This window comes from Brevundimonas sp. SGAir0440 (assembly GCF_005484585.1).
Taxonomy (GTDB): Bacteria; Pseudomonadota; Alphaproteobacteria; order Caulobacterales; family Caulobacteraceae; genus Brevundimonas.
The window spans coordinates 59619-74434 of sequence record NZ_CP039435.1 but is presented as its reverse complement, the minus strand read 5'-3'; the positions used below and the strand labels follow the sequence as shown (position 1 = coordinate 74434).

Sequence of the window (14816 nt, the reverse complement as noted above, 5' to 3'; positions counted from 1 at the left end):
AGAATCCGGGGGGAGGTGCGGCGTTTTGAAGCGGCGCTAAAATGGACCGCGCCGTCCAAAAATCAATAGGCGATCGGGACGGCGCCGATCACGACCGGTTTTCGTGTATGTCCTGACGCCATGACCGCCCGCATCTCCGCCTCCCCGCCGCTGCCGTCTCAGGTCGATGTCGTGGTGATCGGCGCCGGCGCCGCCGGCATCGCCGCCGCGCGTCGTCTGATGCGGCCCGGCCTGTCGGTTCTGGTGCTGGAGGCCCGCGACCGGATCGGCGGGCGCGCCTGGACGGTTCGGGCCGAGGGCGAAGGCTTGGACATGGGCTGCGGCTGGCTGCATTCGGCAGACGACAATGTGCTGGCCGGACGGGTCGAGGCCGAGGGGCTGACGCTGGACCAGACGCCGCCGCCGTGGCGCACTCAGGCCTTCGATCACGAGATGACCCGCGCGGATCAGGCCGCGTTCGGCGAGGACTTCGCCGCCTTCGACCAGCGGGTGAGCGAGGCGGCGGCGCTCGTCCGCGCGGGGGCGGGTGAGGATCGCCCGGCGTCGGACTTCTTCGATCTCAACTGTCCCTGGAACCCTCACATGGACGCCATCTCGGGCGCCCTGAACGGCGCGCGGTTCGCCGAGGTGTCCAGCCTGGATTACGACGCCTATGGCGACACCGGCGTGAACTGGCGGGTGCGCGAAGGCTATGGCCGCCTGATCGCCCGGCTGGGGCAGGCCGTTTCGTCCATCACGGTCACGGACTGCGCCGTCAGGCGCATCGACCGTTCCGGACCGGTGCTGCGGCTGGAGACCAATCGCGGTGAACTGACGGCGCGGATCGTCATCCTGACGGTCCCCAACAGCCTGATCGCCGGCGAGGCGATCCGCATCGATCCGCCGGTTCCGGCCCTGCTCGAGGCGACGGCGGGCGTGCCGCTGGGCCTGGCGTCCAAGGTGCATATGACCGTGCGCGGCGCCGGCGATTTCCAGCCCGACACCCAGTTGTGGACCCGCACCGATACGGCCGAGACCGGCGGCTATCACCTGCGGCCGTTCGGGCGGCCGATGATCGAGGCCTATTTCGGCGCCGACCTCGCCTGGGGGCTGGAAGCGCAGGGGCCGGCCGCCCTGTTCGACTTCGCCGTGTCCGAACTGGTCGCGGCCCTGGGGTCGGACATGCGCCGCCGGCTGGAGGCGGTTGCGGTCAGCGGCTGGGGCGTCGATCCCTGGTCGCGCGGCGCCTATTCCCACGCCCTGCCGGGCCATGCGGCGGACCGGGCCAAGCTGCGCACGTCGGTCGAGAACCGCATCTTCCTGGCCGGCGAGGCGACGGCGCCGGTCTATTACGGCACGGCCCACGGCGCCTGGATGGAGGGTGAGCGCGCCGCCGACGCCGCCCTGACCGCCCAAGCGCTTAAGGGCCTGGGTCTTGACCCGCGTCGCCCTGGGGACGACAGCGAGGCATGAAGCCCGCCAAGGCCAGAAAGCCCGCCGCCAAGCCTGCCAAACGCCCGGCTGTGATGACCGGGGCGGCCATCCCCGTGCTGCGCTGGCCGCCCGACGAAGACCGCGTCGAGGCGATCTTCGAGCGCCTGTCCGGCGTCATGCCGGAACCCAAGACCGAGCTGGATTTCTCCGATCCCTTCACCCTGGTCGTCGCCGTCGCCCTGTCGGCACAGGCGACGGACGTGTCGGTCAACAAGGCGACCGAGCGGCTGTTCAAGGTCGCGGACACGCCGGAGAAGATGCTGGCCCTGGGCGAGGAGGGGCTGATCCCCTACATCGCTTCCATCGGCCTTTATCGCGGCAAGGCAAGGAACGTAATCGCGCTCAGCCGGATCGTGCTGGAGCAGCACGGCGGCGAGGTCCCGCTGAACCGCGCCGATCTTCAGGCCCTGCCCGGCGTGGGTCGAAAGACGGCCTCGGTGGTATTGAACGAACTGGGGTTCGAGGCGGCCATCGCCGTGGACACCCACGTCTTTCGCGTCTCGCACCGGCTGGCGCTGGCCAATGCCGGAACGCCGGACAAGGTCGAGGCCCAGCTGTTCAAGGTCGTGCCGGAGGACTGGCTGCCCAAGGCGCACCACTGGCTGATCCTGCACGGCCGCTACACCTGCACGGCGCGCAAACCCAAATGCCTGTCCTGCATCATCGCCGACCTGTGCCCGTCGCGGGCAGGCCTGATGGCGCTGGGCGAGGCGGCGGGCTAGATCCCCGGAGCGGCGTCGGGGCCGTGGGTCAGCTTCTCGGCCAAGGCCTTCAGCACGCGAAGTGCGGCAGCCATATCCTCGTCCGAAACGCCTTCAAACATTCGTTTGCGCATGGCCGCGGCATGGATCTCGAACGCCTCGATTTCGGCGCGCCCGGCCGGCTCCATCTGGATCAGCCATGATCGGCCGTCTCCAATCATCCGACGCCGGCTGACCATGCCGTCCTTCTCGAGTCTTTGCACCAGACGGGTCAGCGACGCGCCGGACAGCTCCATCCTGTTCGCCAACTCGGAAAGCGTCAGGCCCTTGGGCTCGTCCGCCAGGAAATAAAGCACCACGGTCGGCGCGCCCGTGTGTCCGGACTCTCGGAACAGATCGGCGACACGTAACCTCCACCGCTTGGCTGTCACCATCAGCGTCATGGCGACGTCGAGCTGAAGGGCGCTGCGCTGATCTGACGACAGCAGATGGGGGCGTTGCGACAAATATGACCTCATGGAACCAGCGGGCGGCGTAGCGGATTTAAGGCGGATAAAGCTAGACCGCAGAGGAATATTCTCCCCCAGGTTGAGCCTTTAGCGCGCTAACCATGCTGACACCTGATTTAAAGTGTTGATGTGGCATTAACGTTCATCTCAGCACGAAAGATTTTTGCATTGCGCCTCTTCGCCAAAACCAGAGATGACAAGACGCTCAACGAGCTGCGCAACATGATGGCTGCCGTCAGTCGCTCTCAAGCAGTCATCCAGTTCGATCTGGATGGCGTCATTCTGGAGGCCAATCAGAACTTCCTGTCAGTGGTGGGATACGAAATGTCCGAAATCGTCGGACGTCACCACAAGATCTTCGTCGATCCGGCCGAGGCGCAGACGCCGGCCTATGCCGAGTTGTGGCGAAAGCTGAATGCCGGTGAGTTCGTGGCGAACAAGTTCGTGCGCTACGGCAAGAGCGGCCAGCGGGTGGTGATCGAGGCCAGCTACAATCCAATTCTGGACAGCGACGGCCGCCCCTACAAGGTGGTCAAGTTCGCCACGGACGTCACCGCCGTCGAAGAAGAGCGTGAGCGCCGCGCCGAGGCCGATCGTCAGGCCGCCCAGGTCCAGGCCGCCGTCGTCGAAGGCACGGCCAAGGGCCTGTCGGCCATGGCGGCCGGCGACCTGTCCTATCGCATCCAGGACGACTTCCCCGGCGAATACGCCGTGCTGCGCGGCAACTTCAACCAGGCCATGGCGGCGCTGGACGAGGCCGTCGGCGTGATCGGCGTCAACGCCGGATCGATGCAGTCGGGCGCACACGAGATCGGCAGCGCCGCCGAGGATCTGTCGCGCCGCACCGAACAACAGGCCGCCAGTCTGGAAGAGACGGCCGCCGCGCTGGACCAGATCACCGCCACCGTGCGCAAGACGGCCGAAAACGCCCAGGCCGCCGACACTGTCGTGACCCAAGGCCGGACCCAGGCCGAGACCGGCGGCGTGGTCGTCCAGAAGGCCGTTGCGGCCATGGGCGAGATCGAACGGTCCTCCAACGAGATCAGCCAGATCATCGGCGTGATCGACGAGATCGCCTTCCAGACCAATCTCCTGGCGTTGAACGCCGGCGTCGAGGCCGCCCGTGCGGGCGAGGCCGGTCGCGGCTTCGCCGTCGTCGCCTCCGAAGTGCGCGCCCTGGCCCAGCGGTCGGCGGAATCAGCCAAGGAGATCAAGACGCTGATCTCGGCCAGTTCCGCCCAGGTCAGGGACGGAGTGGTTCTGGTGCGTCAGTCGGGCGAGGCCCTGACCGGCATCGCCGGCCGGATCGAAGAGATCACGACCCTGATGAGTGAAATCCGCGCCTCGACCCAGGAACAGGCGGTGGGTCTGGCCGAGGTCAACACCGCCGTGAACCAGATGGATCAGGTCACCCAGCAGAACGCGGCCATGGTCGAGCAGTCGACCGCCGCCAGCCTGAGCCTGAGCCGCGAGGCCGCCGAACTGGCCGAGCTGGTCGGCCGCTTCGAAACCAGCCAGGTCGCGGCGGCGCCGACGCCGATTCACGCGGCCTCCGTCCAGCAGATGAAGGCACGCGTCGAAAGCTTCGCCCGGGCCCACGCCGCCCCTGCGCGCGCCCGCATGGCGGCCGGCGGCGGACGGGCGGCTGTGGCTGCCGTTCAGTCGGACTGGGAAGAGTTTTGAGCTCCAGGCCCGGTTCGGGCGCGGTTCAGCACGAGGCGGCCTAGGTCTCCAGCCGCGCCTTGACGGCCTCGGCGAAGCCGGCGCCGTTCGCAGGGTCGTGGTCCAGATAGAAGTCCGGTTCGATCAGTTCGGCCTCCATCAGCACCCATCGACCGGCGTCGTCGCGGGCCATGTCGATGCGGGCATAGAGCAGCGGTTCGTCGATGGCGGCCAGCACCTGCTCGGCCAAGGCCATCGCCGCCGCGTCCGGCGTCACGGCCCTGTACAGGCCGCCGAACTGGACCTGGATGCGGAAGTCGCCCGCCACGGGACGCTTGTTGACCGCATGGCTGAACCGACCGCCGAAGAACAGCAGCGAGGTCTCGCCCTCGGTCTCGATCGATTTCAGATAGGGTTGGATCATCGCCGCGCCCTCGGGCGCATCGCTCAACACCTCGCCCAGCGCCAGGCGCAGGGTGCGAAACGCCCCGGCCGACACCGTGGGTTTGACGATCAGCACCGGCGCGCCCGTCTCGGCGAAGGCGGCGTCCACCTGATCCTGGTTCACGCCGTCGGTCCAGCGCGTCGGCGGGATCGGCACGCCCTTGTCCGCCAGCCGCGCCAGATAGGCCTTGTCCGAGTTCCAGCGCAGCACCTCGGCCGGATTGGCGACCGCCAGGCCGGCCTCGCGCCAAGTCGCGCAGGCCTTCAGCCAGCGCCCATGATCGCGGTGATAGCCCCAGGCGATGACCGGCAGGATCAGGTCATAGGCCTCAAGGCCCGACGCGTCCTCGACATGATCGCTCCAGGGCGTGGCCGTGACCGTCGCGCCCGTGCTCTCCAGCGTCGCCTTCAACCGGTCCAGCACCTCGGGCCAGCGCCCGACATAGGTCTTGTCGGCGGGATCGGGGGTCAGGACGGCGATCTGGGTCATGCAGTCCTCATACCGAAGCGACACGGAGCATATAAGGCCTTCCTTATGTGATTTCGGATGACGTGCGGGCGTTGACCGGCTAAGGCGCAACCATGACCCAGAACACCGCCCAATATGACGTCTGCGCCGTCGGCAACGCCATCGTCGATGTCCTCAGCCCCTGCGACGCCGCCTTCCTGGCGGCCCAGGACCTGGCGCCCAACTCGATGCAGCTGGTCGACGCCGAACGCAGCGCCGCCCTGTACGACGCCATGGCGCCCGGCGTGGAGGCCTCGGGCGGATCGGCCGGCAACACCGTGGCCGGCGTCGGCTCGTTCGGCGGCCGCGCGGCCTATATCGGCAAGGTCGCCGACGATACGCTGGGCCAGGTCTTCAGCCACGACATCCGCGCCGCGGGCGTCCACTTCGACACGCCTGTCCTGACCGGCGGGGCGGAACAGGGTTTCGGCACCGGTCGCTGCCTGATCAATGTGCTGTCGGACGGCGCACGCACCATGGCGACCTTCCTGGGCGCCGCAAACCAGCTGTATGCCGACGACATCGACGAGGCCCTGATCGGCGCCAGCGAGATCGTCTATCTGGAAGGCTATCTGTTCGACCCGGCGCCCGCCCGCGCCGCCTTCGAACGCGCCGCCGCCGCCGCGCACAAGGCCGGCCGCAAGGTGGCCATCACCCTGTCGGACACCTTCGTCGTCGCCCGCTGGCGCGCCGAACTGCTGGACTTCATCACCCAGTCCGCCGACATCGTCCTGGCTAACGAAGCCGAGCTGGGCGCCCTGTTCGAGACCGAAGACTTCGACGCCGCCGCCGCGCAACTGGCCGCCATCGTCGAGATCGCCGCCGTGACGCGCGGCGAGCAGGGCTCAGTCGTGATCAAGGGCGAGGACCGCGTCGTCGTCGCCGCCTATCCGGTCGCCAAAGTCATCGACACCACCGGCGCCGGCGACCAGTACGCCGCCGGCTTCCTGCTGGGCCTCGCGCGCGGCCTGACGCTTGAAGAGGCCGGCAAGCTGGGCTCGCTGGCGGCGTCCGAAGTCATCGCCCACTGGGGCCCGCGCCCGATGGTGAAGCTGGTCGACCTGGCCAAAGAGAACGGGCTGAAGCTGTAAGACCCAGTGTCTCCTCTCCACGCAGTGGGGAGGTGGCGCGGCGCTTCTTCAGCGCCGTGACGGATGGGTTCTTTAACGCATCACAGGCGGCTGTGGGACTTCAAGAGCTCCTCCACCGCTTCGCGGTCCCCCTCCCCACTGCATGGGGGGGAGACGTTCGTCTTCAGCTCTTCCACCTCAGCGTCACAGGCTGGATCGGATTGACGAAGGGGCGCGCCTCGGCGCGGCTCTTGGCCCATTCGCGCTTCAGCTGCTGATACCATTTGGCCTGTTTGTCGGCGTCGTCGATCCAGATCAGGGCGGGGTCGTAGCGCAGGCCTTCGTTCTGCAGGTTCACCATGCCGCCGTCCTGTTTCAGGAAGGCGACGACCCCCATGCGCAGGAAGGGTTTGGCCAGGCCGAACACCCAGTGGTCGGACCAGAAGATCTGGGTGATGCGCGTCTTGGTGTCGGTGATCGGCGTCAGGCAGGTCAGGGCCAGGACCTGTTTTTCCCCCACCTGAATATGCTCCCAGCGGAAGCCCGGCAGGCGGAAGGTGATCTCGGTCGCGGGCGCCCCGCCCAGGATCTTGTAGAGGCGGCTGTTCGACGACGGCGCATGGCGGACCATGGCCCAGCCGAATTCGGTCGGGGCGAAGGCCTTGGACTTTTCGTGCATCGAATGCTCGGACCGCCACCACCATTGCTGGTGGACGTAGGGGCCGTGGGCGGGGTCCATCAGGCCGACGACGGCGTGATCGATGTGGCTGTCGAAATCCATCGCCTCGACCAGCTTGGCCTCGCCGCCGACCACGCCGGGGAAGATGGGCGGTTCGTGGTCCGGCTCCGACGGGTTGCGCGCGTCCGAAGCCATCCAGACGAAGACGATGCCCTGGCTTTCACGCACCGGATAGGACCGCACGCGGATGCGGTTCGCCTCGAACGCCTGATCCTCGACCAGCGACGGAATGGCGGCGCAGACGCCGTCGGGTCGGAAGCGCCAGCCGTGGTAGGGGCATTCGACCGTCTCGCCCTCTTCGGGCTTCTCCACCAGCTTGCCAGCCGACAGGGGCGCTGCGCGGTGGGGACAGATGTCGCGCATCGCATAGACCTGGCCTGCGCGGGTGCGGCCGATCAGCACCGGCTCGCCCATGATCTCGTAGCGTTTCAGGCTGGCCGGAGCGACGTCACGGCCGAGGGCGACGAAGTACCAGGCGTCGGTGACAAACCCCTTGCCGAACGGCTGCGCGCCGGCTTTTGAAGGGGCGGGTTCGACCTGGGGGGACTGGACGGGAGCGGCGTCGGCGAGCTTCATACCGACTGTCTAACAGAGCCGCGCGGCGCCTGTCTCATGTCACCTGACAGAGAACTTTACATATCAAAGTTGGTGCGGCATAAGCGGGCGTCAAAGGGGAGTTTGATCATGACTATCGCATCCATTCTGAACCGCACCGTCGGCGCCGCAGCGGCCGCCGCCCTGCTGTGTGCCGCACCGGCCGCCCTGGCGCAGGACGGGCATGGCGCCCATGCGGAGGCGGGTCACGTCCACGGCCACCAGCATGCCGATTTCCAGTCCGACCGCATCCACGTTCGCGTCGATGGCGACATGGATGGTCGCGACATCATCCTGATCCCCGGTCTCAGCTCGTCGCCCGAGGTCTGGCAGGGGACGGTGGATCATCTGACGGCGCAGGACGGCGTGGGTTGGCGCGTGCACCGCATTCATGTGCAGGGCTTCGCCGGCGCGCCGGCCGAGGGCAATGCGCAGGGCGCGACCCCTTCGCCGGTCGCCGCGCCGGTGGCGGAAGAGATCGCCCGCTACATCCGTGAAAAGGGCCTGACCAAGCCCGTCGTCGTCGGCCATTCGATGGGCGGGACCATCGGCATGATGCTGGCCGCGCGCCATCCCGATGCGGTAGGCAAGTTGATGGTCGTGGACATGATCCCGTTCATGGGCGCGATGTTCGCCGCGCCCGGCGCCTCGGCCGAAAGCGTGACGCCGGTCGCCGACCAGATCTGGGCCGCCCAGGCCAACAGCCCGCGCGAGGCCTATGTCGCCCAGGCGACCACCAGCATCAACGGCATGATCAACACCGAAAGCCGCCGCGCCGAGGCGCTGGAGGACATGCGCGAAAGCGACCAGAAGGTCTCTGCCGCCGCCTTCCGCGAGCTGATCACGACGGACCTGCGTCCCGAACTGTCCAAGATCACCGCCCCGACCGAGGTGCTGTACGTCAAGTTCAACGATCCCCGCATGACGCCCGAGATCACCGACAGCATCTATCGGATGTCGTTCGCCAATCTGAAGGACGCCCAGCTGAAGCGGATCGACGACAGCGCTCACTTCATCATGTTCGACCAGCCCCAGGCCTTCTACGCCGACCTGGACGCCTTCCTGGCGAAATAGAGCGCCGTGACCCATCCGTCCGCGAAACGGATCGTCGGCCTTTATAGGGACAAGGCCGACGACTGGGTCCGGGATCGAGGCGCGACCCTGTATTCCGGCGCGGGCGGGGCGGACGAAGCGCTTTGGCTGGACCGCTTCGTTGCGGATTTGCCCGCAGGCGCATCTATTCTGGATGTCGGCTGCGGTTCGGGCTGGCCCATTGGGGCCGCCCTGCTGAAGCGGGGACATCAGGTGACGGGCATGGATGCGTCGCCGGGCCTGATCGCCCATGCTCAGGCGACGCTGCCGACAGGCGTGTGGTCGTTGGCGGATATGCGCGATGAATTTCCGGCGGGTCCGTTCGACGGCGTTCTGGCCTGGCACAGTCTGTTTCATCTCTGCCCAGATGATCAGAGCAGGGTGCTGCCGGCGCTGGCCGCGTGCGTCGCCGAGGGCGGGCGGCTGATGTTCACCTCTGGCCAGGCGCACGGCGAGACCATCGGCGACTGGCGGGGCGAGCCGCTCTATCACGCCAGTCTTGACCCGGAGGCCTATCGCGCCCTGCTGGCCGACGCCGGATTGCGCGTGGAACACGACGGGGCGGAAAGCGGCGTATGGCTGGCCCGGCGCGCCTTTCTTTCGGCGAAATAGCCGCTCACGATCCCGTGAAGTCGGCGGGACCGTTTCGGCGGGCGTTCATACGCGATACACAGCCGATGAACGAGAACTCGCCCAGCGCGGCATCTGAAGGACGGACATGGCGGGACCGGTGAATGCGGGCGGACCACAGGCGCAGGGCAAGCCCCGCCGGTCGGCCCTGGGACGGTTGTTCTACTGGAGCGCCGTGCTGGCGGTCTGGGGGCTGATCTTCCTGGTCGTCTTCTTCGCCGTCTTTGCGCGCGGCTTGCCGGACACCTCCAGCCTGTATCAGGTCGATCGCCAGCCCTCGATCACCTATCTGGATCGCAACGGCGCCCTGATCGCGACGCGAGGCACCCAGATGGCGCCGCCCGCCGATCTGGACGCCCTGCCGGACTATGTGCCGGCCGCCTTTATCGCCATCGAGGACCGGCGCTTCTATCACCACCCCGGCTTCGACCCCATCGGCATGATGCGGGCGATGGCGACCAACGTCCGCGCCGGTCGGGTGGTGCAGGGCGGCTCGACCCTCACGCAGCAGCTGGCCAAGAACCTGTTCCTGACGCCCGACCAGAACATGCGCCGAAAGGTGCAGGAGCTGATGCTGGCCGTCTGGCTGGAGATGAAATTCTCCAAGAAGGAGATCCTGGCCCTCTATTTGAACCGGGTCTATTTCGGCGCCGGGGCCTATGGGATCGAGGCGGCGTCGCAGCGCTATTTCGACAAGTCGGCCAAAAACCTGACGGTCGGCGAGGCCGCGCTGCTGGCCGGCCTGCTGAAGGCCCCCTCGCGCTATTCGCCGGTGTCCGAGAGCGAACGCGCCGCCGCCCGCGCCACCGTCGTGCTGAACGAGATGGAAGAGGCCGGCGTCATCACCGCCGCCCAGCGCGAACAAGCCGTGACCCAGCCGGTCATCGTCTCGCGCACTCTGGCGACCCAGCACGCCCAGTATTTCATCGACTGGCTGGACAAGTCGATCCGCAGTCTGGTCGGCGAACCGACCGAGGACATGGTGGTCGAGACCACGCTGGACCTAACGCTGCAGACGGCGGCCGAGCGATCGGTGCGCCGCATTCTGGATCGTGACGCCGGCAAGGGCGTGCAGCAGGCGGCTCTGGTCGCGCTGGATGGCGACGGCCGGGTCCGCGCCATGATAGGCGGCTCCTCCTATGCCGACAGCCAGTTCAACCGCGCCGTCGACGCCAGGCGCCAGGCGGGTTCGGCCTTCAAGCCGTTCGTCTATCTGGCGGCGGTCGAGGCCGGCTATACGCCCCAGACCCCGGTGGTCGATCAGCCGATCACAATCGGCAACTGGTCGCCCCGCAACTATTCCGGCACCTTCAGCGGAAATATGACCCTGGCCCAGGCTGTGGCCCAGTCGACCAATACGGTAGCGGCCTATGTCGCCGATCAGGTCGGGCGCGACAGCGTGGCCCGCGCCGCGCGGCGTCTGGGCATCGAAAGCCGCATCGGTCTGGAGCCGGCGATGGCGCTGGGCGCGGTCGAGGTCTCGCCGATCGAGATGGCCACTGCCTATGACGCCTTCGCCAATGGCGGGCGCCGGGTCGATGCCTATGGCATCAGCCGCATCCGCACGCCCCAGGGCCGCGTCATCTATCAGCGCCAGTCGGGCCAGAGCGGCCAGGCGATCAACAATCCGTCGCTGTACTACATGAACCAGATGCTGCGCGGCGTGGTCACCAGCGGCTCGGGCCGGTCGGCGGCGATCTCGGGCCGCGACCTGGCGGGCAAGACCGGCACGACCTCGGATTACAAGGACGCCTGGTTCGTGGGCTATACCGGCGGCTTCGTCACCGCCGTCTGGGTCGGCAAGGACGACAACACCGCCATGCGCGGCGTGACCGGCGGCTCGTCGCCCGCCGCCATCTGGAAGGGCTTCATGGAGGCGGCCCTGCCGCGCCTGGACGCCCCCGCCATCCCCAACGGTCCGCCCATGCCTGAAGGCTGGGTCGCACCCGATCCGGTCGGCGATCTGATGAGCGGCCTGGACCAGAACGGCCTGCCCATCGAACCCGTCGATCCCCTGGCGGGCGAACCCTATGTCCCGGACGACCAGGCGCCGATGCAACCGCCGTCGCCGCAGCCGTCCAGCCCGGCGTCACCCAGGGGCGGCTATCGCGATGCGCCGAATTCGCAGCAGCCCGAGGGCCGCCCGGCGCCGGAGCGAAAGGGCGATGCCCTGTTCTTTTAATCACGACGCCTACGGCGCGTAAAAAAGGGAGGCGACCCGGCGGTCGCCTCCCTTTGCATTTCAGGCCTGGGTCAGCGGGGGCAGGACAGGTCGCCTTCCTGGCATTGGCTGAGGGTCCGCAACTGGCGTGTCCGCTCCGTCGTCAGACGCGCAAGGCAGGTCGAATGCACCATCGGATAGGCGGAGCCGCCCTGAACGCCGGACGCCTCGAACCGGCATTGCTGGTCGCGGAAGCTGATCCAGGTGCGTTGGGCGGTGCGCAGCAGGGTGCGGCTGGCGGGCGACAGCCGTCCCATCGTCGTCGTGTACTGGCTGTTCAGCGCCCGATCGGCGCGCTGAAGTTCCTGGGCGGCGTTGGCGTTCATCGTGGCCTGCGACTGGGCGCTGGCGGATGAGGCGGCGGCAGCGGCGAGGCCGAGCGCGATCGATAGGGTGATCATCGTTTTCATAGGGCGTTCCTGAGTGGACGGGCCATGGTGAAACGCGCCCGGCCGCCGGGGTTTCCGCCTAGCGCCCCACGGCGTGCAGCGCGGCGCCGTAATCCTTCAGCCATTTGCGCCAGGGCTTGTGATCCCCGACCAGACGTTCGACCACGGACCAATAGGCCGCGCTGTGGTCGGCGTGGACCAGGTGGGCGACCTCGTGGGCGGCGAGGTAGTCGATGACCGGGGGCGGGGCCATGATGACGCGCCAGGAGTAGCGGATGGTGCGGTTGTGCGGGCTGCACGAGCCCCAGCGCGACCGGGTGTCGGCGATGCCCATCTTGACCGGGCCCTGGCCCAGCGCGCGCAGATGGTGGTCGGTGCGTTCCAGAAGCGTATCGCGCGCCTCGCGCTTCAACAGGTTTTCGACCCGGCGGGCGTAGGCCTCGCCCTCGCCGCCTGAGCGGATGATCGTCCCGTCCTCGACCAGGCGCGCGGCGCCTGCGCCGGACACGGCCTCAAGCCGCACAGGCCTGCCGCGCAGGGAGATGATCTGGCCCGGTTCCAGCGGGCGGCTCTTGGGGCGGACGGCCAGGCGTTCGCTGATCCAGACGGCCTTGGATCGGGCGAAGGCGACGGCCTGGCTCAGGCCGCGCTCGGTCGGGGCGATGACCACGGCCTCGCCGGCGCGCGCGTCGATCCGCACCGACAGGCGCCGCGCGCGCGGATTGACCGAAAGTCTGAGGACGGGACCGGCGCCGGCCCCGCTTTCGTCAAGCGGCAGCCGCTGACCGTTGCGGTACGCCACCGGCGGCCTCGTTCTGGGCGATGAAGTCGCGCACGCGGGGATAGATCTCGTCACGGAAGCGACGGCCGTTGAACACGCCGTAATGGCCCACGCCCGGCTGGACGTAGAGGACGCGGCGATCGTCGGGGATGTTGGGGCACAGGCCGTGCGCGGCCTGGGTCTGGCCGACGCCGGAGATGTCGTCCTTCTCGCCCTCGACGGTCATCAGGCCGATGTCGGTGATTTTGGACAGATCGACCTTGCGCCCGCGATGTTCCAACAGGCCCCGCGCCAGCAGATGCTGCTGGAAGACGATGTCGATGGTCTGGAGATAGAACTCTTCGGTCAGATCCAGCACCGACAGATATTCGTCGTAGAATTCCTCGTGCTTCTCGACCTCGTCGCCGTCGCCGGCGATCAGGCTGGTGAAATAGTTCCAGTGGGCGTCGCGGTGACGATCCTCGTTCATCGACATGAAGCTGTAGAGCTGGACGAAGCCCGGATAGACGCGCCGTCCGAAGCCCGCATAGGGCAGGGGCACCGTGTGGATCATGTTCGACTTGAACCAGGTGAAGGGCTTTTCCTCGGCCAGCTGGTTGGTCACGGTCGGCGACAGGCGCGCGTCGATGGGCGACCCCATGAAGGTCATCGACAGGGGACGGTTTTCGTCCTCGTCCTCGGCCATGACCGCGCCGGCGGCCAGCACCGGCGGGCCGGGCTGGCACACGCCGACGACATGGGCGCGGCCGCCGATCTCGGCCAGCATCAGCCGGACGTGGTCGATATAGTCGAAGAAGTCGAACCGGCCTTCCAGCATCGGCACCTGGCGGGCGTTGACCCAGTCGGTGACATAGACGTCGTGGTCCTGAAGGAAGGCCTCGACCGTGCCGCGCAGCAGGGTGGCGTAGTGGCCCGAAAGCGGGGCCACGATCAGGACGGCCGGGCCGGAGGCGGGCTTCTTGGCGCGCTTCAGATCGCCGATGTTGCGGGCGAAGCGAACCAGGCGGCACCACGGGCTCTGCCAGATCACCTGTTCGGTGGTTCGCACCGGCTTGCCGCCGATGTCGATGGTTTCCAGCTTCCAGGCCGGCTTGCCGTAGCGCCGCGTCACGCTCTCGAACAGTTCGGCCGAGGCGTAGGCCGTGCGGCCGATGGCGGTGTCGGCCGCCGGGTTGAAAGGCGAGGTCCAGAAGCTGCGGGCCAGTTGCGCGCCGACCCGAAACGGCAGGGCCGACTGGTAGGCGAGTTCATGAAAGGCGTAGAGCATGACGATCCGATACGGCCGAGCGCCGTTTGTGCAGGGCAACATATAATGCATCACCCTGCAAAAGGATTATGGGGTCGCCGCTAACCCCGCGCCATCGCCTGTTCGATGATCTTGGTCGTCTTGTCCGGACCCATTCCATAGGCGACGGCGGTGCGGAACTTTCCGTCCGGGCCCATCAGATAGACGGTCAGGGAGTGGTTCATCGTATAGCCCTCGCCCTCGCCGACCTTCTGATAGAAGGCGCGGTAGGCCTTGGCGGCCGTCGCCACCTGTTCGGGCGTGCCCGTCAGGCCGATGGTCCCCTTGGGAAAGCCGTCTGACGACAGATAGTCCTTCAGCGCCTGGGGCGTGTCGCGTTCAGGGTCGATGCTGACGAAGACGATCTGCAGATTGTCCGCCTTGTCGCCCAGCCGCTGCTGCACCGCGCCCAGTTCGGCCAACGTGGTCGGGCAGAACTCGGGGCAGTAGGTGAAGCCGAAGAAGACCAGGCTCCATTTGCCGTTCAGCATCGTCTGATCGACGGGCCGCCCATCCTGATTGACCAGCTTGAAGTCGCCGCCGACCAGGGGTTGGCCGGTCGACGTCACCTCGGCGCCGTCCGACGTGGGCGCACGACCGCTGACCACCACGACGGTGATGATGGCCAGAGCCACGGCGATGGCGATGCAGGCGCCCGCGAACAGCAGGATGGAACGACGCGGCATGACGGCCTCTCACGAAACGAATGTGATCGGTC

14 protein-coding genes are annotated in these 14816 nt (G+C 67.5%); 7 read left to right on the top strand and 7 right to left on the bottom strand.

The genetic code is table 11. From position 1 onward, the window contains the following. Nucleotides 1–120 precede the first annotated feature (120 nt). Together E7T10_RS00340 and nth are read left to right on the top strand one after the other, a co-directional pair. Nucleotides 121–1452, top strand: a complete 1332-nt coding sequence (locus tag E7T10_RS00340) for an NAD(P)/FAD-dependent oxidoreductase (protein ID WP_137720256.1) — start codon at nt 121–123, stop codon at nt 1450–1452. Beyond that, on the top strand, nt 1449–2195 hold the full coding sequence (nth, locus tag E7T10_RS00335) for an endonuclease III (RefSeq protein WP_137720255.1): 747 nt from the start codon (nt 1449–1451) through the stop codon (nt 2193–2195). Before E7T10_RS00340 ends, nth begins: the two co-directional genes overlap by 4 nt. Here the strand turns inward: nth and E7T10_RS00330 are convergent. Beyond that, nucleotides 2192–2680 (bottom strand): MarR family winged helix-turn-helix transcriptional regulator, encoded by a 489-nt coding sequence (locus E7T10_RS00330; RefSeq protein WP_168189858.1) that lies wholly within the window; start codon nt 2678–2680, stop codon nt 2192–2194. The two genes, nth and E7T10_RS00330, sit on opposite strands and share 4 nt — an antisense overlap. 225 nt (nt 2681–2905) lie before the next feature. Between E7T10_RS00330 and E7T10_RS00325 the strand changes: the two genes are divergently transcribed. Further along, on the top strand, nt 2906–4366 hold the full coding sequence (locus E7T10_RS00325) for a methyl-accepting chemotaxis protein (RefSeq protein ID WP_137720253.1): 1461 nt from the start codon (nt 2906–2908) through the stop codon (nt 4364–4366). Between the two features lie 40 nt (nt 4367–4406). On the opposite strand, the gene E7T10_RS00320 is transcribed toward E7T10_RS00325, so the two are convergent. After that, nucleotides 4407–5279, bottom strand: a complete 873-nt coding sequence (locus tag E7T10_RS00320) for a RimK family alpha-L-glutamate ligase (protein ID WP_137720252.1) — start codon at nt 5277–5279, stop codon at nt 4407–4409. A 92-nt stretch (nt 5280–5371) separates the two neighbouring features. Between E7T10_RS00320 and E7T10_RS00315 the strand changes: the two genes are divergently transcribed. Continuing rightward, the gene (locus E7T10_RS00315) at nt 5372–6388 is read left to right on the top strand and encodes an adenosine kinase (RefSeq protein WP_137720251.1); all 1017 of its coding nucleotides are present in this window, start codon (nt 5372–5374) and stop codon (nt 6386–6388) included. A gap of 163 nt (nt 6389–6551) precedes the next feature. Here the strand turns inward: E7T10_RS00315 and E7T10_RS00310 are convergent, their stop codons facing one another. After that, nucleotides 6552–7682, bottom strand: a complete 1131-nt coding sequence (locus E7T10_RS00310) for an aromatic ring-hydroxylating dioxygenase subunit alpha (RefSeq protein ID WP_137720250.1) — start codon at nt 7680–7682, stop codon at nt 6552–6554. Between the two features lie 108 nt (nt 7683–7790). Here E7T10_RS00310 and E7T10_RS00305 point away from each other — a divergent pair, with 108 nt between their 5' ends. From E7T10_RS00305 to E7T10_RS00295, 3 genes are all read left to right on the top strand, one after another. Next, nucleotides 7791–8774 carry an alpha/beta fold hydrolase gene (locus E7T10_RS00305; RefSeq protein WP_137720249.1) on the top strand — a complete coding sequence of 328 codons (984 nt, stop codon included), beginning with the start codon at nt 7791–7793 and terminating at the stop codon, nt 8772–8774. A 6-nt stretch (nt 8775–8780) separates the two neighbouring features. Next, nucleotides 8781–9404 (top strand): trans-aconitate 2-methyltransferase, encoded by a 624-nt coding sequence (locus E7T10_RS00300; protein ID WP_137720248.1) that lies wholly within the window; start codon nt 8781–8783, stop codon nt 9402–9404. A 106-nt stretch (nt 9405–9510) separates the two neighbouring features. Beyond that, nucleotides 9511–11604, top strand: a complete 2094-nt coding sequence (locus E7T10_RS00295; protein ID WP_137720247.1) for a transglycosylase domain-containing protein — start codon at nt 9511–9513, stop codon at nt 11602–11604. Nucleotides 11605–11675: 71 nt separating this feature from the next. Here the strand turns inward: E7T10_RS00295 and E7T10_RS00290 are convergent, their stop codons facing one another. The 4 genes from E7T10_RS00290 to E7T10_RS00275 all read right to left on the bottom strand — a co-directional run bounded on the left by E7T10_RS00290 (nt 11676) and on the right by E7T10_RS00275 (nt 14784). Further along, nucleotides 11676–12053 (bottom strand): lysozyme inhibitor LprI family protein, encoded by a 378-nt coding sequence (locus E7T10_RS00290; protein WP_055808962.1) that lies wholly within the window; start codon nt 12051–12053, stop codon nt 11676–11678. Between the two features lie 58 nt (nt 12054–12111). Then, the gene (locus tag E7T10_RS00285; RefSeq protein WP_137720246.1) at nt 12112–12834 is read right to left on the bottom strand and encodes a M48 family metallopeptidase; all 723 of its coding nucleotides are present in this window, start codon (nt 12832–12834) and stop codon (nt 12112–12114) included. Next, nucleotides 12800–14080, bottom strand: a complete 1281-nt coding sequence (locus tag E7T10_RS00280; RefSeq protein ID WP_137722508.1) for a polyhydroxyalkanoate depolymerase — start codon at nt 14078–14080, stop codon at nt 12800–12802. The genes E7T10_RS00285 and E7T10_RS00280 overlap by 35 nt, the downstream gene beginning before the upstream one ends. Before the next feature lie 80 nt (nt 14081–14160). Beyond that, a complete protein-coding gene (locus E7T10_RS00275) occupies nt 14161–14784 on the bottom strand; it encodes an SCO family protein (protein WP_137720245.1) in 624 nt (207 codons plus the stop codon). Nucleotides 14785–14816: the final 32 nt, after the last annotated feature.